The 18,743-nt window shown below is 61.8% G+C and carries 26 protein-coding genes and 2 pseudogenes; 10 read left to right on the forward strand and 18 right to left on the reverse strand.

The genetic code is table 11. The features are described 5' to 3' along the window. Positions 1 to 663: 663 nt before the first annotated feature. The 3 genes from NF876_RS02230 to NF876_RS02240 all read right to left on the reverse strand — a co-directional run bounded on the left by NF876_RS02230 (position 664) and on the right by NF876_RS02240 (position 2,987). A complete protein-coding gene (locus tag NF876_RS02230) occupies positions 664 to 1,410 on the reverse strand; it encodes a LuxR C-terminal-related transcriptional regulator (RefSeq protein WP_210806795.1) in 747 nt (248 codons plus the stop codon). 951 nt (positions 1,411 to 2,361) lie between these two features. Then, positions 2,362 to 2,637, reverse strand: coding sequence for a hypothetical protein (locus NF876_RS02235; RefSeq protein WP_210806793.1), 276 nt, complete (start codon positions 2,635 to 2,637; stop codon positions 2,362 to 2,364). Positions 2,638 to 2,708: 71 nt separating this feature from the next. Then, positions 2,709 to 2,987: a hypothetical protein gene (locus tag NF876_RS02240; protein ID WP_210806791.1), complete on the reverse strand. Its 279-nt coding sequence runs from the start codon at positions 2,985 to 2,987 to the stop codon at positions 2,709 to 2,711. Between the two features lie 214 nt (positions 2,988 to 3,201). Here NF876_RS02240 and NF876_RS02245 point away from each other — a divergent pair, with 214 nt between their 5' ends. From NF876_RS02245 to NF876_RS02265, 5 genes and pseudogenes are all read left to right on the forward strand, one after another. After that, positions 3,202 to 3,414 (forward strand): hypothetical protein, encoded by a 213-nt coding sequence (locus NF876_RS02245; protein ID WP_210806789.1) that lies wholly within the window; start codon positions 3,202 to 3,204, stop codon positions 3,412 to 3,414. Positions 3,415 to 3,743: 329 nt separating this feature from the next. Then, positions 3,744 to 3,884: a hypothetical protein gene (locus tag NF876_RS02250; protein ID WP_210806787.1), complete on the forward strand. Its 141-nt coding sequence runs from the start codon at positions 3,744 to 3,746 to the stop codon at positions 3,882 to 3,884. A 285-nt stretch (positions 3,885 to 4,169) separates the two neighbouring features. Then, on the forward strand, positions 4,170 to 4,562 hold the full coding sequence (locus NF876_RS02255; protein WP_210806785.1) for a helix-turn-helix domain-containing protein: 393 nt from the start codon (positions 4,170 to 4,172) through the stop codon (positions 4,560 to 4,562). A 291-nt stretch (positions 4,563 to 4,853) separates the two neighbouring features. Then, positions 4,854 to 5,846: a transposase gene (locus tag NF876_RS02260; protein WP_210804862.1), complete on the forward strand. Its 993-nt coding sequence runs from the start codon at positions 4,854 to 4,856 to the stop codon at positions 5,844 to 5,846. A 7-nt stretch (positions 5,847 to 5,853) separates the two neighbouring features. Continuing rightward, positions 5,854 to 6,351 (forward strand): annotated as a pseudogene (locus tag NF876_RS02265) (IS630 family transposase); the annotation flags it as partial. 12 nt (positions 6,352 to 6,363) lie between these two features. Here NF876_RS02265 and NF876_RS02270 read toward each other — a convergent pair. The 11 genes and pseudogenes from NF876_RS02270 to NF876_RS02320 all read right to left on the reverse strand — a co-directional run bounded on the left by NF876_RS02270 (position 6,364) and on the right by NF876_RS02320 (position 12,774). Further along, positions 6,364 to 6,657: a hypothetical protein gene (locus NF876_RS02270; RefSeq protein ID WP_210808962.1), complete on the reverse strand. Its 294-nt coding sequence runs from the start codon at positions 6,655 to 6,657 to the stop codon at positions 6,364 to 6,366. A gap of 86 nt (positions 6,658 to 6,743) precedes the next feature. Next, positions 6,744 to 7,190, reverse strand: coding sequence for a CBS domain-containing protein (locus NF876_RS02275; RefSeq protein WP_210808959.1), 447 nt, complete (start codon positions 7,188 to 7,190; stop codon positions 6,744 to 6,746). Between the two features lie 73 nt (positions 7,191 to 7,263). After that, positions 7,264 to 7,527 (reverse strand): lipoyl domain-containing protein, encoded by a 264-nt coding sequence (locus tag NF876_RS02280; RefSeq protein ID WP_210808956.1) that lies wholly within the window; start codon positions 7,525 to 7,527, stop codon positions 7,264 to 7,266. 46 nt (positions 7,528 to 7,573) lie between these two features. Further along, positions 7,574 to 8,005: a nuclear transport factor 2 family protein gene (locus tag NF876_RS02285; protein WP_210808953.1), complete on the reverse strand. Its 432-nt coding sequence runs from the start codon at positions 8,003 to 8,005 to the stop codon at positions 7,574 to 7,576. 541 nt (positions 8,006 to 8,546) lie between these two features. Next, positions 8,547 to 8,789 (reverse strand): hypothetical protein, encoded by a 243-nt coding sequence (locus NF876_RS02290; protein WP_210808950.1) that lies wholly within the window; start codon positions 8,787 to 8,789, stop codon positions 8,547 to 8,549. A 26-nt stretch (positions 8,790 to 8,815) separates the two neighbouring features. Further along, a protein-coding gene (locus tag NF876_RS02295) for an IS630 family transposase (protein WP_210808949.1) occupies positions 8,816 to 9,762 on the reverse strand; the annotation gives its coding sequence in 2 pieces (ribosomal slippage) (positions 8,816 to 9,427 and positions 9,430 to 9,762; 945 coding nt in all). Positions 9,763 to 10,110: 348 nt separating this feature from the next. Next, on the reverse strand, positions 10,111 to 11,145 hold the full coding sequence (locus NF876_RS02300) for a patatin-like phospholipase family protein (RefSeq protein WP_210808946.1): 1,035 nt from the start codon (positions 11,143 to 11,145) through the stop codon (positions 10,111 to 10,113). A 231-nt stretch (positions 11,146 to 11,376) separates the two neighbouring features. Further along, a pseudogene (locus NF876_RS02305) lies at positions 11,377 to 11,622 on the reverse strand (magnesium transporter); the annotation flags it as partial. Between the two features lie 57 nt (positions 11,623 to 11,679). Beyond that, entirely contained in the window at positions 11,680 to 11,943 is a 264-nt protein-coding gene (locus NF876_RS02310) for a hypothetical protein (protein WP_210808944.1), read from the reverse strand. Between the two features lie 305 nt (positions 11,944 to 12,248). Next, positions 12,249 to 12,389, reverse strand: coding sequence for a hypothetical protein (locus NF876_RS02315; RefSeq protein ID WP_210808941.1), 141 nt, complete (start codon positions 12,387 to 12,389; stop codon positions 12,249 to 12,251). Positions 12,390 to 12,480: 91 nt separating this feature from the next. Next, positions 12,481 to 12,774, reverse strand: coding sequence for a hypothetical protein (locus NF876_RS02320; RefSeq protein WP_262267367.1), 294 nt, complete (start codon positions 12,772 to 12,774; stop codon positions 12,481 to 12,483). Between the two features lie 326 nt (positions 12,775 to 13,100). On the opposite strand from NF876_RS02320, the gene NF876_RS02325 reads away from it, so the two are divergent. From NF876_RS02325 to NF876_RS02340, 4 genes are all read left to right on the forward strand, one after another. Further along, positions 13,101 to 13,343 (forward strand): hypothetical protein, encoded by a 243-nt coding sequence (locus NF876_RS02325; RefSeq protein ID WP_262267368.1) that lies wholly within the window; start codon positions 13,101 to 13,103, stop codon positions 13,341 to 13,343. A gap of 120 nt (positions 13,344 to 13,463) precedes the next feature. Then, positions 13,464 to 13,694, forward strand: coding sequence for a hypothetical protein (locus NF876_RS02330; protein ID WP_210808935.1), 231 nt, complete (start codon positions 13,464 to 13,466; stop codon positions 13,692 to 13,694). Positions 13,695 to 13,884: 190 nt separating this feature from the next. After that, positions 13,885 to 14,148, forward strand: a complete 264-nt coding sequence (locus NF876_RS02335) for a hypothetical protein (RefSeq protein ID WP_210808931.1) — start codon at positions 13,885 to 13,887, stop codon at positions 14,146 to 14,148. 96 nt (positions 14,149 to 14,244) lie between these two features. After that, a complete protein-coding gene (locus NF876_RS02340; protein ID WP_262265638.1) occupies positions 14,245 to 15,255 on the forward strand; it encodes a DUF6635 family protein in 1,011 nt (336 codons plus the stop codon). A 98-nt stretch (positions 15,256 to 15,353) separates the two neighbouring features. Here NF876_RS02340 and NF876_RS43360 read toward each other — a convergent pair whose 3' ends face one another. The 4 genes from NF876_RS43360 to NF876_RS02360 form a co-directional block, all read right to left on the reverse strand. Then, positions 15,354 to 15,557 carry a hypothetical protein gene (locus NF876_RS43360; RefSeq protein WP_371823183.1) on the reverse strand — a complete coding sequence of 68 codons (204 nt, stop codon included), beginning with the start codon at positions 15,555 to 15,557 and terminating at the stop codon, positions 15,354 to 15,356. Positions 15,558 to 15,680: 123 nt separating this feature from the next. After that, positions 15,681 to 16,295 (reverse strand): class I SAM-dependent methyltransferase, encoded by a 615-nt coding sequence (locus NF876_RS02350; RefSeq protein WP_210808926.1) that lies wholly within the window; start codon positions 16,293 to 16,295, stop codon positions 15,681 to 15,683. Between the two features lie 42 nt (positions 16,296 to 16,337). After that, positions 16,338 to 16,817, reverse strand: a complete 480-nt coding sequence (locus tag NF876_RS02355) for a DUF411 domain-containing protein (RefSeq protein WP_210808924.1) — start codon at positions 16,815 to 16,817, stop codon at positions 16,338 to 16,340. Between the two features lie 267 nt (positions 16,818 to 17,084). Further along, on the reverse strand, positions 17,085 to 17,717 hold the full coding sequence (locus NF876_RS02360) for a class I SAM-dependent methyltransferase (protein ID WP_210808922.1): 633 nt from the start codon (positions 17,715 to 17,717) through the stop codon (positions 17,085 to 17,087). Positions 17,718 to 17,798: 81 nt separating this feature from the next. Between NF876_RS02360 and NF876_RS02365 the strand changes: the two genes are divergently transcribed. Next, positions 17,799 to 18,743: a Vgb family protein gene (locus NF876_RS02365; protein ID WP_210808920.1), complete on the forward strand. Its 945-nt coding sequence runs from the start codon at positions 17,799 to 17,801 to the stop codon at positions 18,741 to 18,743.

Raw genomic sequence — 18,743 nt, forward strand, 5'->3', positions numbered from 1 at the left:
CCCGTCTGTGGGCGGATGTGGATAAGAATCCGGGCGTTCGGCCGCTGCTCTGGGCAGTGCGCAAACGGCGTGAAAGTTCCGGTGAAAGAGGCCTATTTTTTCGTTGTGCCAGAAAGGTTTGATTCAGGATCTTAGGGCCAAAACCCGCTCCTGTTTTTTGCGTACCCAGGTGCTTTCGTGCCCTTCTCCAAACTTCACATATTCCTCACGCTTGTGGCGCTGTTCACGCTTGGCAAAGCGCCCCTTGTTACTCCACTTAGAAACCCAGACCAGCAGATGGTTCTGCGGATGTCGGTCACACAGGACCCGGACGCTTAGTGGCGTTGACACCTCCCCGCTCTGACCTAACTTCTGGTCCGCGGGTTTCCTCAAAAGCCGCACGACGCCTTGGTTGAGGTTTCAGACAGCCCTCAGCCGGGGCGTTCCTGTTTTGGCTGCGGCTTTGCTTTATGGTTCAAAGCTTGAAGCATCCGCAGGACGCCTCCACTGCCAAGGTAATGACGAGGAAGGACCGACGGCAACATTTCCCCACGGGCCGCCTCCCCGCCGACCACAACCAACCCTATGGAATCAGCTCTGCCGCTTCCACGCAACCGCTGCACGTTCTAAGGAAACAAGGCGGCATGACCGCCTCGTTTTCCGCTGCAGATGCTGCAGGCATCCTTAGGTTGCGAGGTGCCTATCCTCTTGGCTTGTTTCTGGATGGAGGAACTGCGTGGCCCACATGGCTGCCTGGGTGCGGTTCTCGGCCTTGGCTTTCCGCAGGATGGCCTTGATGTGAACCTTCACCGTCGCCTCAGCCAGGCCAAGCTCGCGTGCGATCAGCTTGTTTGAGGCACCCGTTGTGAGCAGCCGCAGGATCTGGGTCTCCCGGTCAGAGAATCTGCTTGCCTCCAAGGCGGGATTGCCGCTGATCACCATCAGCTTTGGTTTCTGAGCTGCAACTTGGCTGAGCAGGGCAAAGCCAACTGACGCCGGCAGGAAGGTTTCTCCCAGCATCACCAGCTCCAATGCCTTGAGCATGGCGTCCTGCGACATGCCCGTTGAACACAAGCCGTTCAGACCGGCCTCAATCAAGTGCCCGATTGCCTGCGGCTCCAGGTGGTCTGCCAGGAGCACCAGTCGAGCGCCCGGGCAACGCTCCTTCAGCTCACGGATGAGTTCCCCATAACCCTCCGCCGAGAGGCTCTCACAGATCAGGATGAGCGTGGGAGGATTGGCGTTCGTGTCTGACAGGTCTGGCACACCAGCAGACGGATCGCCTGCGAGACTGAACTTGGATCCTGCTAGAAGCTGGGCAATGCCGGTGCGCAGAAGGTTGTTCCGGCAGAGAAGATAGGTGGTCACATGGTGGAGGGGATTACGGGCAAGCGGAAGGATTTGCGCCTTGTAGACGACGTTTTGGTCCATAGATTTTGGCCCCTTGCGATAGTTTCTGGTCCAACACAGGCGTGAACGTCCGCTCCGGCTCGCCCATTGAGCTCGGACGAGACGTAACTGTGTAGGAGAGCTGTCCTAAGATCACACTCAACGAGGCATTAACCTTTCTGAACCAGGGCAGTTCCCGATAGCGAACGCCCTCCTAAGGGCTAATCCTTTTGGAGACGAGAGCTCTCGCAAGTGGTTTTTCGATCCTCTCCGGCTGGTTCCGTTGCAGCGACTTGGACTAGGCCTGATGACGCTCATTGTAATTCGGCCTGGAACCCAGACCCCGTCTCTTGCTCGGCCTAAACTTCTGAGTAGCTTTCGGTTTTGGGACGGGAAAAGCAGCCGTGGCATAGCGCAGGCAGCGGCTCCACGGCGTCCGAACAACGGGGCGTTGCGTCTACAACGGGCTAGACTTCGGCGACAGCCCGTGCCCCCGAGGTGGCTCTCGTATTGCAAGGGCCAGCATCATCCGGGATGACTGACAAGCCGGTGCGTCGCTGATGATCATTGCACGCAAAAGGGTCCACGTGTCTGCAGTCGCAGGACAGAACCAAGGTCTGGGAAGGTCTGCGTCGGTCAACCTCGGCCGTTAAGCGCGGCCTTGACAAGGTCCGCTCTTCACCTTTGCCCTGCCCTGCCCTCCCGCCGTAAACGCCCGTCAGGGCCATCGAAAGTCTCCTGCCCTTGCTCTTATACCGACAGAGGGCGCGAGGTCTCTGCGGTCGAGTCTCCTCTCAGGAGAGCATAAGGTTTCGTGGGGCAGGTATGAAGCGCTGGAGTGCAGTCCCATTCGATGCCAGCGTCAACGTGTTGCAAGGGTGGCTCTTGAAACAAACCCATGACTGAGAGCCCCACAATTCCTTATGCTCTCCAGGATATCAGCCATAGCTCACACCTGGGGATAGCGGTTTGCCTCCCGGATGGCTCATCCCATCAGGCTTTCATCGGCGGGATCCGCGCCAGCCAGGTAACCGAGGCGAAGGCACCGATCCAGGAGCCGAGGGCTGCGAAGGCAACGTAGACTGCCTGCTCCGTGTAGCTGATCACCGCAAAGGCAGAGAGCAGGTACCAGATGGCGCTCCAATTCGCCGCCCGGATCCGGTGCCGGGCCACCACGGCCGCGTTGAAGAAGACGTAAGCCGCATCGGTCGTGGCCGTTGCCAGCACCACGCCCGAAGCGATGAGCGGATCAATCTCAAAGATCATCATTAGTCCTCCGGCCGAGCAGGTGGACCTGGGTGCCGCGTCAGGATGAACCGGAAGCGGCTGGCCCTGATGGGTCAGCCGACAAGTGTGTCGTGGGGCTGGAGGGGACGAAGCTGGCCCCTCACCCGCCGCAGGTGGCCCTCGGTCGCCCGCATCCGATCCATGAGCCGGCTCAGCTCGGTCAGGAGGGTCTGCTCGTCTCCTGCGGCCTGTTCGGCATCCCGAGACGTTTGGGCGAACCGCTGCCGGTGGGCCGCGAGCGCGATGCGGTGGTCGAGCCCGTCACATTCAACGGCAAGCTGATGGAGGTGCGCGAGCAGCTCCCGCTCGGTCATCAGGTCGAGGCTGGGCATGTCCACGATCCTAGCGCTCGAATGAGGTGGGATGGTGACGCTTGCTCATCCCTTGGCGAGGAGATCAGCAGACGTCCTGTGCCGCCGACGACGTCGGAACGATCACAGTCGATTTGCCCCGCAAGGCGCGGTTCCATGGTTGCCAAGCCGAGACCCCTACCGATTGCGCAATACTCCCAATCCCATGAATACTGGAGGCACGGAGGAGTGAGTCATGAGGCTGCTGAAGGAAGGGCTGCTGCATTTTCTCGCCCTCGGCGGGTTGCTGTTTGCCGCCTATGCAGCCCTTCTCCCAGGTGAGGAGACCGGCACGTCATTGCCGGTCATTTGGATCACCGCTGCGGATACCGAATGGCTGAAGGAGATGTGGGCACGCCAATGGCGCCGCCCGCCGACCGATGCTGAACTCAGCGTTCTTGTCGCCTGAAGGAAGAGGTGCTAGCCCGCGAGGCCCGCGCCCTCCAACTTGAAGTCAGCGACACGGTCATCCGCCGCCGGCTTGCGCGAAAGATGGCCATTCTGCTCGATGACAGGATCCGCACCGCCTGAGGCCCAGCTGCGTGCCGTTTACGAGACGCACCCCGACCTTGTCCGCACATCAGGGCACGTGTCCAGCGATGCCAATCTCAAACGCAGAACGAAAATTGCAAACGGCAGCTTCGTGTCAGAGCTTGGCATCTGAACAGCGGGCGAGAGGTTGGAACCGTGTCTGCGAGGCGTCGTTACAACGAGACATCGAGATCCGGGAGATTAACAATGGGCAAAGGCAGTGAGAAGCATCGCAGCAATGCGAAAAAGAACAAGCTGCGCGAGAAGGCTAAGAGGTTGATCGACGAGGGAAAGAAGCTGACAGGCGAGCTTGTGAGGTATGATCCTCGCCATAAGAAGGCGACTTGATCCATTACCCTTCGTTGCCGCTTGGACCTTCGGCGCTCGGGCAACATATAATCGGGGCAGTTTCGGGGGCCAAGCCTCAGGCTGAGTGGATGATGAGATCGGCCAGCGGTAAGATCTTCGGCTGATCCGTGTTCAGGCCGAGCCGATCCCCGAGATAGGTGAAGAACGACAGCTCGAGCTTGCGGCAGGTCTTTGAGAGCCCTAGAGCACCGGACTGGAAATCCGACTCCCAGGGTTTTGGGCTGGTGCGATCTGTGATTCACTTCGTCCGACGGGAGGTGGATCATGGGTCACTGCTATTCTCTCGATCTTCGGGTGCGGGTGGCCGACTTTGTCCAGGCAGGTCATTCCTGCCGGGCGGCCGCTGAGCACTTTGATGTCAGCGAGAGCTTCGCCATCAAGCTGGTGCGGCGAACGCGGGACACCGGTTCGCCGGCGCCAGCCCGGCAAGGCCGCCCGCCGGGAGGCGGCAAGCTGGTGCCTTATGAGAGTTTCCTGATCCAGACCGTCGAGGCAAGGCCCGCCATCACCATGCCTGAACTCGCGGCCCGGCTTCTGGAGGAACATGGGGTGGTGGCAGCCCCGGCGATGCTCTCGCGTTTCCTGTGCCGGTGCGGCTTCAGTTATAAAAAAAGCCCTGATGGCGGCGGAGTGCGCACGCGCCGACGTGCGGGATGAGCGCCGCGTCTGGCATACTCACCGTCAGCCCCGCATGCGCCAACAGCCGCACCGCTTGGTGTTTTTTGATGAGACCTTGTATTTGATGGGCGTTGCGGGTCATTCCCACAGCATGAGGCCGGGATAGCTCGAATGAGACATAAGACAGAAGTCTGCGATGTAGATGGTGCGCCCGGCCTCACCACGCGCCCCAGCTGAGATCGGACGGTATCAAAGGTCATCCCGAGACGGATAAACCTGCATTGACAAGGTTGATCAGCGCAAGGGGCATTCCTGACGAGAGGAAGCTCTATGACGGTGTACTTCGGCATTGATGTCGCAAAGGAGAGACTGGATTGCGCGGTTATCGTTCACGGCCGCGAGCGGCCCATTGGCCAGAAGTCCTTTCCCAATACCCTGGATGGCATTGAGAGAGCCGCCGCTTGGGTGATGAAGGTTTCCAAGGCTGAGATTTTGGAAATTCATGCGGTTCTCGAGCCGACGGCCGCCTATCATGAACTCGCGGCTCGGCTGCTGGCGAGCAAAGGCATGACGGTTTCCCTCGTCAACCCTGCCCAAATCCGCAGCTTCGCCAGAGGCATGGCTGTCCTGAGCAAGACCGATCAGATCGATGCGGTGCTCCTGGCACGCTACGGCTGCCTGACCCGGCCGAAAGCGTGGATCCCTCCCGCCGAGCCCCTGATCGAGTTGCAAGCCCTTCTCGCACGGTTGGATGATCTGGAGGGCGATCTTCGCCGGGAGCAGAACCGATATGAGCAGGCGTGTGTTCGTGGCTGCTCCGGCGCCATCAAGCGTTCCTTTGTCACGAACATCAGGGCGCTGAAAGCTCAGTGTAAGCTTCTGCAGGCAGCGATTGCCGAGCACTTTGCCGCTCACACGGATTTGCAGGCCGATCTGGAGAGACTGCGCACGATTCCTGCGGTGGGTCCAAAGACAGCGATGCGAATGCTTGCTCTGCTACGTAGCCACCCATTCGAGACTGCTCGTCAAGCCGCAGCCTTTCTGGGACTGGTGCCAATTGAACGGCAATCGGGGAAGAGCGTTCGAGGAAGGCCGCGGCTCTCGAAAGCCGGCAACTCCCGGCTGCGCGCCGCGCTTTACATGGCAGCTGTGGTTGCCACAAAGCTGAACCCGGACATCAAAGCCCAGCAACAGCGGCTGCTTGAGCGAGGCAAGGCCAAGATGTCGACCTTAGGGGCCGCCATGCGTAAACTGGTTCACATCTGCTTTGGCGTGCTTAGGAGCGGGACCGTTTACCAGTTTCCGCTTGCCCATCGGACTTGACCGCTCAGACGGTATCTACGTCAACACCAAGATGACCCGCCTGCGGGGGCGCTCGCGCAAAGGCCAGCGGCTGCGGATGAGCGCTCCCTTTGGACACTGGAAGACGCATACCTTTGTGGCCGGGCTGAGTTGCAGCGAGTTGAGCGCGCCCTGGATCATCGACGGCCCGATCACTCGATCGGCGTTCGAGGCTTACATCGAGACGCAGCTCGCGCCGACGCTGCACGAAAGTGACGTGGTGATCCTCGACAACTTGGCGGTCCACAAGAGTGAAAAGGCCGCGCAGTGTCTGAAGCAACGCGGCGCCTGGTTCCTGTTCCTGCCGGCTTATTCGCCCGATCTTAATCCAATCGAACAGGCCTTCGCCAAGATTAAAGCCCACTTGCGCAAGGCCGAGGCGCGAACGTTCGATGCGCTTTGGCGAGCGCTCGGGGGCATCTGCGATTTGTTTGAGCCGCAAGAATGTTGGAATTACCTCAAAGCTGCCGGCTATGCGTCCGTTTAACCGTCCGATGCTCTAGGCTGATGGCCTCCGCTTTGGATACGTGAAGCGTTTCTCGAAGGCCTGGGGATGACCGACGAGAAGCGAAGCTTGCGACGGCAACTCGCTGTCCTCGATCCGCTCAAAGCCTGCCAAAGCATGCAGAGGGCCCGGATTGGGCAGGCTGGCGAAGAGCATGATCGGACCGGGGCCGGTCGTGGCCACCAGCATCATTTGGCCCGGGCATCCGAGCTTCACGAACCCGCTCTCGAACTGATCCTGAACCTCGCTCCATTCGGCCGGGGCGATGATCCTGCGAACCCAGATCATGAGGCGTCCCCCGGCCCGACCCCGTCAACCTAAGTGAACTCTTGTGGAGGAGGGGCCACAGTCGGGCCCCTCCCCTACATCCCACCTCAGGTCCGGGATCCACCGGTCTGGCTGTGCTGGCCACCCGGCTGCGAGATGCCGGCCACGGCTTCACCAACGCGACCGGAGCCATCCGACATGGCCATGTCACCCAGCGAGATGATGCCGACCAGGCGCTTGTCCCTGGTGAGCACCGGCAGGCGCCTGACCTGGATGTCGGCCATATTGCGGGCGACGTCGTTGGTGTCGTCATCCTCGTAACAATACTTCACGTCCTGGGTCATCACCTCGCGGATCGGTGTGTCGGGGCCCTTACCCTCGGCCACCGCGCGAACCGCGATATCACGGTCGGTGATCATGCCGACCAGCCGATCACCCTCACGCACCGGCATGATGCCGGCATCCATCTCGGCCATCAGTTTCGCCGCGTCCCGGATGGTCTGGGTGAGCTCAATCAGCCGAACATCCCGTGTCATGACTTCACTGACTTTCATGAGTTCCTCCTCTCATCTCCAGGCGCCCCGGTCAGATGTTGTGTTCATCATCGTCTCGCCTCTTACTGGGCGATCAACTACCACCACCGCTAATACTTCCGGCATCCAGACGGGCCAGCAGCGTTCCCGGCTCGATCACCGCGCCTTCAGCCGCCGCAATGGCAAGCCGGCCTGGTGCCGGGGCGATGACCTCGTGCAGCGCCTCCTCGAGCCGAATGGCCGCGACGGGATCCCCGGCGGCGACGGTGGACCCATCGGGCACGAGCCACCGCTCCAGCACGCCTTCGGGCAGGGTCGCCGTGGCCCACAGATCGTCAGGGACTTTCACATCCAGCATGCTCGCCTCCGTCCAAGCTTGGTTCGGCGCCATTCCCATCTTGACCCTAGGCAGCCTTAGCCCCTTCTCCGGCCACCCGAAGAGTTCCGCATCCGACGGCAACTGCCGCGGTGTCCATGAACTCGGTGAACGCGGCCACCTTGCCATTCTCGATCCGGAAGGCATGCAGGAAGCGGTCGTCGATGGTCTGCCCGGTCGCAACCGCGCGGGAGCTCGAGTGTCCGAAGCAGAACACGTGATCGCCGGCGTCATGGAAGCTGTCGGGGGAGAACTCCTCGAACGTAAAGCCGCGAGCCAAGTCCTCGAAGAAGCGCCGGACCGCGTCCTTACCGCTGCGGGTTCCAGCCAGTGGCACCCAGGCTGGATTGCCGACGCAGTCCCATGCGATGGTGTCCGAGCAGTGCTCCAGAATGGTGTCGATCCGCCCGTCGCCGAACGCCCTATAGAGCATCTGCACCAGTTCGACATTGGTCTGCATAGCACCCTCCTTCGCTATGCGACCCGGAGACCCGAAGCGGATCTCGGGTCGGCCTAACGATTATACACCCTGGATCGAAGCGCGGACGAAAACATCGGTGTTTGCTGCGTCGCCGACCCACTAAGGCTGCCCTACACTCTGCGTCTGCAGCAAGGCATGTCAGACAGCAGGAGATCGTTGAACGCGGGTAGAAGATTTCAGAAACCTGCTCTTGCCCGGATCTGAATTCATTTTGCACCGCACAAATTTGTCACAGCTTTCCTGGCTTGAATGCGGCAGATGCGTTAACTTCACGTCAGCCCGCAGCAATCGCTGGGAAAAGGAAGAGCTAAATGGGCCAGAGCTTCTGTCCACAGTGTTCCTGCGATGCAGCATCTGTCCTGAGCTTCGCCACGAATGACGGGTGCTTCGCCGCCGCTGTTCAGTGCCACGTCTGCGGATTTGAGAAGCCCACCGATCGAGGGTTCGAGGACGAGCAGACCGCCCGCGAGGCTGCCACCCATGCTTGGCTGGAGGGAACAGAGCCCCTCCCCTCAACTCCTCAGGCCTGCTCTCTTCTAAAGTAAACTGGGTCGAGCGCATAATGCCTGGCTTGCTCGTTGGCCTGATCGACAGCTTCATCCAAGGTGAGGAATGGTCCACTCACGGCGATGGCAGTCCCATCGATCAACACCGTCACCGTGTACTCTATCCCATGCCCGGGCCGCACCACTTCCGTCAAGACGATGTTGTTGTCCTGATCTATCGGTTTCTGATCGGGTGTCAGGACATGGAGGTCAGGCATCTCGGATCCTCTAGAGCATTTTCGACTTACACGGGTTCATAGCCGCTGTTGGTGAGATAGTTCTGGCACTCCTCGGGCGAGAACTCATCGAGCAGCGCGCCAATGGTGGCCCAGAGAGCTTCTTTCGTCCGCGCCGCGGCCTTGCGCAGCAGTGCCTTAAGTTTCGCAAACACCTGCTCGATCGGGTTCAGGTCCGGCGAGTACGGCGGCAGGTACAGCAGACTCGCTCCTGCCGCCTGGATCATCTCCCGGATGCCCGCGACCTTGTGGGCCGCCAGGTTGTCGAGCACCACCACATCACCGGGCGAGAGTTCCGGGATCAGCACCTGCTCGACATAGGCGCGGAACACCTCACCGGTCATCGGGCCGTCGAGCACCATCGGGGCGATGAGACCGCTGGCGCGCAAGCCCGCTACAAATGTGGTGACCTTCCAGTGCCCCCACGGCGTGGCATCGACCACGCGCTCGCCCTTAGGACCCCAGCCATAGCGGCGCGTCATCGTGGTGGTGGTGCCTGTCTCATCCAGGAACACAAAGCGGGTGCTGTCCATGTAGCGCTGCCACACACGCCAGCGCTGACGCTCGCGCGCTACATCCGGCCGGTCCTGCTCGGCCGCCCGGAGCGACTTTTTTTGTGCCGCAGGCCGAGACGGCGCAGGGTCAGCAGGATGGTGGAGAGAGCCGCCACCACGATCCCGCGGGCTTTCAACTCAGCCTGGATCTCGGAGAGCGTGATGCCAGACTTGGCGGCGACCAGACTGCGCAGCAGATCCTCATGTGGCTCAAGCACCGGGCGACGATGCCCACCAACCCGGTCAGGAGCAAGAGAGCCGGTCTTGCGCACCCGCTGCATCAGCTTCACGGCTGCCGACGGGCTGATCTCGTAACGCACAGCGGCTTGGCGGATCGAGCTGCCCTTCTCAACAGCCCGGGCAATGCGTCGGCGAAGGTCCTGAGAAAGTGGTGCGGTCATGGTGAGCCTCGCTGCTCACGCCCCCACGCACTAGGGAATCAGACACCTCGATTCCGTGCAACTCCAAACTGCTCTAGATGATCGAGCCTGCGATAGCTGATGATCCATGGAGGATGTGGCTGGCCGATGGCTGACACCCGATTGATGTAGCTTCCGTGAAGAACGTCCGCTTGTCACTCACTGAGCAGACCAAAGCGTAACTTCTGGACCGTGCTAAGAGCCGCCCTTCCGGGTTGGAAACAATCCTCGCGCTACAACAGTATCGGGCCCCAGGATAGCCCCCGGCAGCCCATTGCGCCTGTTCGCTTCCAGCTCGGAGCACTTCGGCAAGGATTAACCGAGGCCTTTTCAAACCCCGCGATCCAAACGATCCGCTGCCTTACGACCGGCATCTCGTAGGGCCAGCAGGAAGTCCCAATCCAGGTTGAGTGCACTGGCCTCGCTCAAGGCCGGATACTCCACCTCCGCCGTGAGGTGGTGGAGCCGCAGTTTCTGCAGCTTGCGGGCGAGGCGGGAGCCCTGCTCATGGGGACCGGCAAGCTTCTTCATCGCAGCCAGCGCGTCCATGTCTCGCGCTAGGGAGCTGGCGAATGTGATCTGCTCGATGCGCTTTCGGATCTCCGACGCGGAGGTTGGCATCTCAGCTCCAACAGAAGGCATGATCTGCACGACCAATGCATCCGTGGCCCGTGATGCGGAAACGAGCGGGAGCAAGGGTGGATTGGCCGAGTATCCGCCGTCCCAGTACGCCTCACCGTCGATGGTCACCGCATGATGCAGGACGGGCAGGCAGGTCGAAGCTAGGATCACGTCGAGCGTCAGGGCCTTTTCGCGGAAGATCCGTAAACGCCCATCACGCACCCGCGTCGTGGCGACCAGCAACTTGAGTTTCGAATGCTGCCGTAGCGCCTCGAAGTCGACCTCCTCTGCCAGGAGCGTCTTCAGGGGGTGCAGGTTGAACGGATTGAACTGGTAGGGCGAGAGGTGGCGGACTGCGACCTCCATGGCGAGGCCGGCATGAGCATGACCTCTGGGCGCCGCCTCGCTGGCCCGCCGCCAGAAGCGTTCAAGGATTTCCTTTGCTGCCTCGGGACCGCCCTGAGCCAAGCCGGATGCAAGCAGAACCGCGTTCACGGCACCGGCGCTGGCGCCGCTGACCGCATCAAACGTGATGCTCTCGTCCTCCAGCAGGCGATCGAGCACGCCCCAGGTGAAAGCCCCGAAGGACCCGCCGCCTTGGAGGGCCAAGGACAAGCGCCTCTTCTTTGCAGCAGGTTTGCTTGCAACAGAATTGCGCTGGGACCGGAGGCGAAGCGGAAGATGATCCTCGACCTCATGGTGGAGCGGGAAGAAGGCGAGGTAGTCATCGGGGGCGAACTTCATGGATCCTCGTTGTGCGGCGCACCATGCCGGCGCCGGGCGTCAACGTTGGCTTACCCTGGCTGTTCCAAGGATAGTGAGCAGGCCAGGTCTGTCGTCACCGCAATCCTCGCTCAACAAGGCACCAGATTGAGCAATCCGATGTACCCACTGCAGGAGTAGCCTCCTCCTCGTAAGCCTGGCAGTCGGAACCGTCACCGAGATCGCACATTGGGAAGCTACGCGTTTACCCCATAGGGAGACCACATAGCCGCGCCCGAGAAGCAGGTGGGTTTCGCCAAAGGCGATCCGCGCCCTCCACCATCTGAGCGGTGCGGGCAAGGACGAACAGCGCCTCGCCCTATTGCTCCACCTTGGGCCGCTGATGCGCCTTCAGGGCATCCTCCATGGCAAGTTTGTGCAGGCCGACCCAGACCACATGCCCTGGCTTGTGGGCCAGTCTCCTGCCTCCTCGATGGCAATGTCGGTCACGCGTCGGCCTTTTGACGGGCGCTTTCATCCGCCGCTAAACGATGACCAGGAGTTAATCCCCCTGCCCTAAGACCCGCGACCTGCTCCAGAACCGATGCCCTGCGCCGAACCCACTGTGTGATAAGCAACGCGAGAGCACGCCTCAAAGCGGTCGAGGAGGCGCCGTGCCGCTTCCTGCGCCATCAGATGCCAGTAGCGTTCGACATCCTGCTCGATGCGCTTGTCTCGCTCCGCACCGGAGAGGATGGGATACCAGCCCGAGCGCTCAATGGCTTCCTTCAGCAGCGCCCGCGCTTCCGCTTCCACCTGATCTGGTCCGATGTTCGCCATTCCACTCACGCCCTGACGTGGTGCCCGGTCAAGAAAAAGACCGCTGTTCCCAGCGGCCCTAAGTTGAGAGGGGCAAACCCTCTTTCCAGAGAACCGTTGCGTCCCTCGTCCAGAACGCGCCGATGCGAAAGATAGTGACGACAGAGCGGTTGATTCTGGAATTCTATGTTGTCAATGCACCCATGCGTGCAATTCAATGCACACTCCGCCTGCGGGCGCCCATCAGGTTACAGCAGTCGCTTGTGACGGCTCTCTGCCTCGACGATGAGCTTGTCGCCGAAGCGACGCTCGAGCTCGGACGCCGCTTAGGGCGAGGCCTCGATGACAATGCAGCTTGGATTGCCTGCCGCTTTCACAACGACGCCAGACACCTGGCAGACCCACTCCTCGGCCGTCATGGTGTCCGACCGTGCCTCCCGCCGGATCGCGACAACGAGGGTGGCCATGACCAACCCTCCTCATGTCGGGTCTCACTCTATAACAGCTTGTCCAACAAAAGGGCTCCGCCTCCGTGAGAACCGACAAGTCTGCGTCTCTTTAAAGCCGCCCAATCTTCACCGGCTTCACAACCTCGTAGGTGACGGGAAATCCGCGGAACCTCGCAGGCCTCTGGTCGGCCGGCAGAACACCAGGTGCTGTCAGGCGAACCACAAGAAGATCGCCCTCTGGTGTGGGGCGGCGGGCGACGGTCGCTGCACCCTTCGGTGCACCGAGCATATCGAGCAGATCCCTTCGGATTTGAAGGTCCGCTTTCCTGGCGGCGCCATTCGGGCTTTGGGGATCGATCATAGCCTCGGGGCCACCCTCCTTGGCGTAGGTCTGTTCTGCCAACGATGGACGCTTCGGGAGCATCTTGTTCCGCGGATATTTGCCAACAGCCTGTTGGCAAATATGCTCCTCCGCCGGATTGCAATCTACCAGAACGTTTCCGCATCTTTGAACCAACGGTACCGCGTTTCGCCATTCGTTGCCACACATAGCGATCGGGCCACGAGGCTCCATCCAACGAGCGCGTGTAATCGCCGACTGGGACAACAACTGACTGCGTCCCTCATAGAGGTGTCCACACATTCCACAGGGTCGGAACAAACAGTCAACAATTCTGTGGCGGGCAGGATCTCGAATCGGTAGCGTCACAGCTCACACAGGAGAGCACGATGACCGAACAGGTTCTGGCGGCATGCGCCGGTTATCCGGTCGAAGCTGACGTCACGGCCGTGATTGAGGCTTGCGGAGGCGATCCGAGAGCCGAGATCAAAGTCCTGCTCGTCGAGCAGCGCATTCAGGAGCAACGGATTGAACGATTGGCTGCGGCTCTGTCGTTCGGGCATGTCCGCGGAAGGATCCATGCGACGCCGCACCGCTCCGGCTCGGGTCATTGTGGAACAATCCAATCATGATGCCTTCGAGCGCGGGTTCGCCCATCTCTGTCATCGCCGCCCCAGGCCGAGAACCAACATAGAGAACTTTGAGGCTTCAATCCCATGCGACACGGTTATTCGAGGCGGTCCCGGCGGGTCATGACCCGTGAGGTCGCCGACAGGCTGCTGGAGTCCCTGCGGCCGACCCGTCACCTCCTCACGCGGGCGTTAGCGGACATCCAGATCGGAGGTCCGGAATACCGCCAGATCGATGGTGTGGTGCAGGAGATCGACAGTCTGGCCAAGGTCCTCATCGGCGATGGAACTCACTACTATCGAGAGAGCCATCATCCTGCTCAGGGAAACGGTCCAGAGCGTGGAAGCCGATAGCCATTCCGAGGCGGGGCAGAGTGGGATTACACCGGGTCCTTGCCCCCGATCTTGTATCGCGCTGGCTCAATCCCCACGTCAGCCTAGCCTTAGGGTCCGGGCCCCTCTGGCGAGCGGGTCGCCGCTCGCGATGTCGGACTTCTTCTCTTGCCTTTGCGCCCACGAGCGCGACCGCAACTGGGGATCCACCATGGACTACATTGCTTTTCGGACAACCACCGGCCCTAAACCCGCAGACCGTCTGCTGGCCATCGTCATCAGATTGGCCGTTCTGGCAGCCGCTGGCGCTGTTCTGCTGGCTCTTGTCCTCGTTGGCTTCTTTGTCGTGCTCCCGCTGATGGTGATCGGCGGCATCGCGTCATATGTCTACTTACGCCGTCGCGTACATCAGGCCCAGCAGCGCTCGCAAAGCGGTGTGATCGACGCCGACTACACGGTCATCATTCACCGATAGCGTTTGGAAGCCTCCCCTCTGACGGTCGAGAACCCTGATGCTCGCCACACCGTTGATGCAGGCAGGCTTCACCCTTCCCTAAAAGCAGCGTGCTCGATGGTAGACGACCTTACCGTGCAACCTGAGGAGAACGGCCGGCTGACACCCGAACAGGCAGGCCGCATCGTTGCCGATGCTGGGCGCCGCTACTTCGATAGCCGCCGATCCCGTGTCGATGCGTTCGTCGACCGTCACTTCTCACTTGCCGGCTCGGCCGCGATCCACCGCAAAGCGGTGGGATGGGACATGCTGAAAGCGCCCGTCAACATCACGCTTGCGGTGCCGCAGTTGGCCACCCGGCTTGCGGCGGCTGGCGCTCAAGCCGTCGGCGCCAGGCGAGCCGCAGACTATCTCGGTTCGAGAAAACTGTTGTTCGACACGGCTGTCGGCCAGGAGATCGAGTGGCTCATCATGACTGAGCTCCTGGAGCTCCCGTTCCGACAGGGTGAGCAAGAGTCCCGCAAGGATGCCTTGGCTGGAATCATCTTGTCCGCCCCAGAGGTTCAGGAAACGCTGAGAGAAGCGCTCCTGGCGATCGGACGGCGCGGGGACGATCCCGCCTTCCGGCAGCGGCTCGAGGATTCCATGGCGATCTATGCCGAAACACGGGCCGCGGCCGCCGAGATCACGACGGCACTGATGACAGTTGGAGCTGGAGCCGTTGCCGTAAAGCAGGCCACGCCTGGCGTGATGACGCTCGGGCCAGTCCTCGCCACCACGCTGGCGCAGCAGGCGGCGATCGCGTCTTTTCCTCTGGGGGCAGGCCTGGGCAGTGTGTGGTATGGCTTTTTCCCGGCGGCCGTATCGCCGGTGCTGATCGGCGGGGTCACGGGCGGTCTCCTGGCGGTCAGCTCCATCGCATCAGCCTTCGCCGGCATTGTGGCCGACCCGATCCAGCGGCAGCTTGGCCTGCATCATCGTCGGCTGTTCCGACTGATCGATGCCTTGGGGCGTCAATGGCAGGCTGAGCGGGCGGAAGCTGGTTTTACCGCCCGCGATCCTTACGTAGCACGATTGCTGGACCTCGTTGATCTTCTGGGCAGCGCCTATCGGTTGGCGAAGGCGTGACAAGGTCAGGTTCCAGAAGGTGAAATCTGAACACTGATCACGGTTGTCCGATTTCCACTGGCCTCACGACCTCATAGGCAATAGAATATCAACATGGGCTACTCTCGCAGGAATGTCTGGATTTCCTCGGGCGTCGCTTTGCCGTCCTTGTCGGCACCGACCCTATCGAAGATCCGTTTGTGAATGGCCATCACCCCAGAATGGTGTGTATCGGCTGCGGTGGTCTGCGCGGTGGCCGCTGTCGTCATGCCGGCGGCAATCATCATGGCCAAGGCGGCTGTGCGTGACAGTGTGGTCATCATCGTGGGGTCCTCTTTGGCGTCAGGCGCTCAATGGAGCGTGTTGGTGACATCGGGGGTCCGGCTTCGCCCTCAACCGATCGGGTCTTTGACCTCGTCTTGCGCAGCCCTCCCGGCAGCATCCGCTCAGGCGCTTTTCGCGCACCCTTCGTAGAGGAAGGTGAAAGGCTTCGGCCCGGGTGCGTAGCCCGTCCGCAGATCGTCCATCCTGAACCCGGCCCCCGTGATGAGATCCGCTATTGGGCGGTTGAGATGGCAGCCCCCAGTAAGCGGCCTCCACGCGGGTGTGAGCCAATCCTGGAAGCGGATGACCCAGGGATCCGGCGCCCGGCCATGCTCGACGAACAGGAGATCCCCGCCAGGCCTGAGGACCCGCCGCATCTCGGCCAGGGCGGCCTTGGCGTCCGGGATCGAGCACATGGTCCAGGTGGTCACGACCGCATCCACGCTGCCTGTGTCGAGTGGGATCGCCTCAGCGGATGCCGTCAAAAAGGAAATTGGCCTGTTGCCCGCCTTCGCCCGCTGCGATGCCATCTCGATGAGAGATTGTGACGGCTCCAAGCCGATAATCTCGGTCACGGTGGAACCGTAGAACGGCAGATTCAGGCCCGAGCCGATCCCGACCTCCAGTACTCGGCCGTGAGCCGCCCCGGCAATCCGTCGGCGATATTTGGCAAGCTCTTTGTTCCTCATTGAACGATCAATAAGGCGGGGCAGCACGACGTCGTTGTAGAAACCCATCTTACGCCTCCGCATCATGCCCTGTGATGGCCCCGGAACCCCTTAGGCCTGCTGGCCGCCCCGGTACCGCGCGAAGGTTCGCTGGCCCGACGGCCCGAACAGGACCACCTCGTAGGTGTCGGGCTCCATGCCCTCGACCTCCATGCCGGGCGATCCGACCGGCATCCCCGGAACGGCCAGCCCGACTGCCTGCGGCTTCTCGGTCAGCAGGCGCTTGATCGATGCGGCCGGCACGTGCCCCTCGATCACGTAGCCGCCGACCTCGGCGGTGTGGCAGGACGCGAGCGCCTTGGGGACGCCCAGGCGCGTCTTCACACGGTTGATCTCGGGGGTCTCGATCACGGCGACCGGGAATCCGGCCTGCTTCAGGTGGTCCACCCATCCGGAACAGCAACCGCAGCTCGGATCCTTGGTGACCGTCACCTTCGGCAAGCCCTCGGCGGCCCGGAGCGGGCCGGCAACGGCGGCTCCGGCCAGCCCGGCGATGAAGGCCCGCCGGGTGCATGCAAACGCGGTGCGCATGGCGCTCTCCTGTGTTTCGGAATAGGATTGGTGAACATGATACGCCTCATCGGAAGAAAACCTATTTGACGAGCACCGCGATCACGAGGACCACGACGACGAGGGCCAGGAGCCCGAACAGGCCCATGTTCCACATCCTCCCTCCGCTCATCAGGTCGTGCATCATGGCGTCCCCCTCTCTTCACTCGGCGGCAATCCTGATCTCCTCGGCATCGTCGGTCAGGCGCTCCACATCCTCACGAGCATGTAACGAAGCGCTTTCCGACGTCACAGACTTTGGCTGCCACGCCGCCGGAATCTGGTGAACACGAAGCGCTGGCGTCCGCCCGAGGGCGTCTGATGGTCCTCCTCAAACGCGTCGAGGCGATCGAAGTCGGGGCCAAGAAGGGTGGCAATGGCATTTTGGTCAGCCCGAAGGACAGGCAATCCGCTGCATCGCTCGGGCCCGCTTGGGGCGAAGCCCGAGATCACGACGAAGCCGCCCGGTCTGACCGCTCGCCGGAGGGCGTCGGCATAGGCGGCCCGGTCCCGCTTTTCCGTCAGGAAGTGCAAGACCGCCCGGTCGTGCCAAAGGTCGACGGTGAGATCGGGCTTCCAGGCGGCGAGGTCGGCCACGATGAAGCGGACTGTCTGCCCCTTGTCACCAAGGCGAGCCCTCGTCTTCGCCAGGGCGGCGGCCGAAATGTCGAGCACGGTGATGTTGCTGAACCCTTCGGCGAGAAGGGCGTCCGGCAGGTGCGAGGCCCCTGCCCCGGCGTCGAGGATGCTCGCGTCCTTGGGAAGGCCGCAGGTCCGGATCAGGCGCAGGGAGGTTTCCGGAATCGCCTGGAACCAGCTCACCGCGTTCCCGGCCTTGGTTGTGAAAATGCTGTTCCAGTGCTCCTGCCGCGCGTCAGACATTGGGCTGCTCCATCGAACCCGGCGCCAGCGCAATGGTGACATAAATCCGGAGCAATGTTCGGAAATCAGGAGAATCCCGTCATGTTGCCGGGTTGCCGCACCGCCTTCACCCTCTTGGCCCTTCTCGCATTCAGCGCCTCGGAATCCGCCCAGCAGTCGCAACAGGTCTTCCCGCTGCCCGAAGGCGCCTACGCGCACGACGCGGCGCCCGCCCCAGACGGCAAGGTCTGGTACTCGGCCCAGCGCAATGGCGCCCTCGGCATCTTCGATCCGAGCACAGGCCAAAGCCGCGAGATCAAGCTTGGGCCGAAATCGGCTCCGCATGGCGTGATCCAAGGACCCGACGGCGCGGCCTGGCTCACCGACGGCGGACAGAATGCCATCGTGCGGGTCGATCCTCAGACCGAGAAGGTGAAGGTCTGGAAGCTTCCCGACGAGACCGGCTACACCAACCTGAACACCGCCGTGTTCGACAAGGACGGACTTCACTGGTTCACAGGGCAGAACGGGTTCTACGGCCGACTTGATCCGAGAAGCGGCGAGCTGAACGTCTGGAAGGCACCACGCGGTCGCGGTCCCTATGGCATCACCGCCACGCCGGAGGGCGACGTCTATTATGCCTCGCTCGCCGGCAACCACATTGCCCGCATAGACAAGGCGACTGGCGAGGCGACCGTGATCGAACCGCCAACGAAAGGCCAAGGTGCCCGCCGCGTCTGGTCGACTCGAAGGGGCGCATCTGGGTATCGGAGTGGAATGCCGGTCAGATTGGGCTGTACGATCCAAAGGCGAACGCCTGGCGGGAGTGGAAGCTGCCGGGTGACAAGCCACAAGCCTACGCCGTCTATGTCGATGAGAGTGACATGGTCTGGGTGTCCGACTGGGGCGCCGACGCTATCGTGTCCTTTGATCCGGCCACCGAACAGTTCACGAGCTATCCGATGTCAGAGGCCGACGCCAACGTGCGCCAAATCCTCGGGCGCCCCGGCGAGGTCTGGCTCCCGGAGTCGGGGGCAGACCGGCTGA

The sequence above is a fragment of the Microvirga yunnanensis genome (assembly GCF_025460875.1).

Excerpts from the sequence above, each read along its gene's own strand:
- NF876_RS02365 (WP_210808920.1), top strand. The coding sequence starts at position 17,799 with ATGTTGCCGGGTTGCCGCACCGCCTTCACCCTCTTGGCCCTTCTCGCA.
- NF876_RS02350 (WP_210808926.1), bottom strand. The coding sequence starts at position 16,295 with ATGGGTTTCTACAACGACGTCGTGCTGCCCCGCCTTATTGATCGTTCA.
- NF876_RS02290 (WP_210808950.1), bottom strand. The coding sequence starts at position 8,789 with ATGCCTGACCTCCATGTCCTGACACCCGATCAGAAACCGATAGATCAG.
- NF876_RS02335 (WP_210808931.1), top strand. The coding sequence starts at position 13,885 with ATGGACTACATTGCTTTTCGGACAACCACCGGCCCTAAACCCGCAGAC.
- NF876_RS02330 (WP_210808935.1), top strand. The coding sequence starts at position 13,464 with ATGACCCGTGAGGTCGCCGACAGGCTGCTGGAGTCCCTGCGGCCGACC.
- NF876_RS02340 (WP_262265638.1), top strand. The coding sequence starts at position 14,245 with ATGGTAGACGACCTTACCGTGCAACCTGAGGAGAACGGCCGGCTGACA.
- NF876_RS02260 (WP_210804862.1), top strand. The coding sequence starts at position 4,854 with ATGACGGTGTACTTCGGCATTGATGTCGCAAAGGAGAGACTGGATTGC.
- NF876_RS02230 (WP_210806795.1), bottom strand. The coding sequence starts at position 1,410 with ATGGACCAAAACGTCGTCTACAAGGCGCAAATCCTTCCGCTTGCCCGT.
- NF876_RS02315 (WP_210808941.1), bottom strand. The coding sequence starts at position 12,389 with ATGGCCACCCTCGTTGTCGCGATCCGGCGGGAGGCACGGTCGGACACC.
- NF876_RS02360 (WP_210808922.1), bottom strand. The coding sequence starts at position 17,717 with ATGTCTGACGCGCGGCAGGAGCACTGGAACAGCATTTTCACAACCAAG.
- NF876_RS02270 (WP_210808962.1), bottom strand. The coding sequence starts at position 6,657 with ATGATCTGGGTTCGCAGGATCATCGCCCCGGCCGAATGGAGCGAGGTT.
- NF876_RS02280 (WP_210808956.1), bottom strand. The coding sequence starts at position 7,527 with ATGCTGGATGTGAAAGTCCCTGACGATCTGTGGGCCACGGCGACCCTG.
- NF876_RS02300 (WP_210808946.1), bottom strand. The coding sequence starts at position 11,145 with ATGAAGTTCGCCCCCGATGACTACCTCGCCTTCTTCCCGCTCCACCAT.
- NF876_RS02235 (WP_210806793.1), bottom strand. The coding sequence starts at position 2,637 with ATGATGATCTTTGAGATTGATCCGCTCATCGCTTCGGGCGTGGTGCTG.
- NF876_RS02240 (WP_210806791.1), bottom strand. The coding sequence starts at position 2,987 with ATGCCCAGCCTCGACCTGATGACCGAGCGGGAGCTGCTCGCGCACCTC.
- NF876_RS02275 (WP_210808959.1), bottom strand. The coding sequence starts at position 7,190 with ATGAAAGTCAGTGAAGTCATGACACGGGATGTTCGGCTGATTGAGCTC.
- NF876_RS02325 (WP_262267368.1), top strand. The coding sequence starts at position 13,101 with ATGACCGAACAGGTTCTGGCGGCATGCGCCGGTTATCCGGTCGAAGCT.
- NF876_RS43360 (WP_371823183.1), bottom strand. The coding sequence starts at position 15,557 with ATGATGACCACACTGTCACGCACAGCCGCCTTGGCCATGATGATTGCC.
- NF876_RS02310 (WP_210808944.1), bottom strand. The coding sequence starts at position 11,943 with ATGGCGAACATCGGACCAGATCAGGTGGAAGCGGAAGCGCGGGCGCTG.
- NF876_RS02355 (WP_210808924.1), bottom strand. The coding sequence starts at position 16,817 with ATGCGCACCGCGTTTGCATGCACCCGGCGGGCCTTCATCGCCGGGCTG.
- NF876_RS02245 (WP_210806789.1), top strand. The coding sequence starts at position 3,202 with ATGAGGCTGCTGAAGGAAGGGCTGCTGCATTTTCTCGCCCTCGGCGGG.
- NF876_RS02250 (WP_210806787.1), top strand. The coding sequence starts at position 3,744 with ATGGGCAAAGGCAGTGAGAAGCATCGCAGCAATGCGAAAAAGAACAAG.
- NF876_RS02285 (WP_210808953.1), bottom strand. The coding sequence starts at position 8,005 with ATGCAGACCAATGTCGAACTGGTGCAGATGCTCTATAGGGCGTTCGGC.
- NF876_RS02255 (WP_210806785.1), top strand. The coding sequence starts at position 4,170 with ATGGGTCACTGCTATTCTCTCGATCTTCGGGTGCGGGTGGCCGACTTT.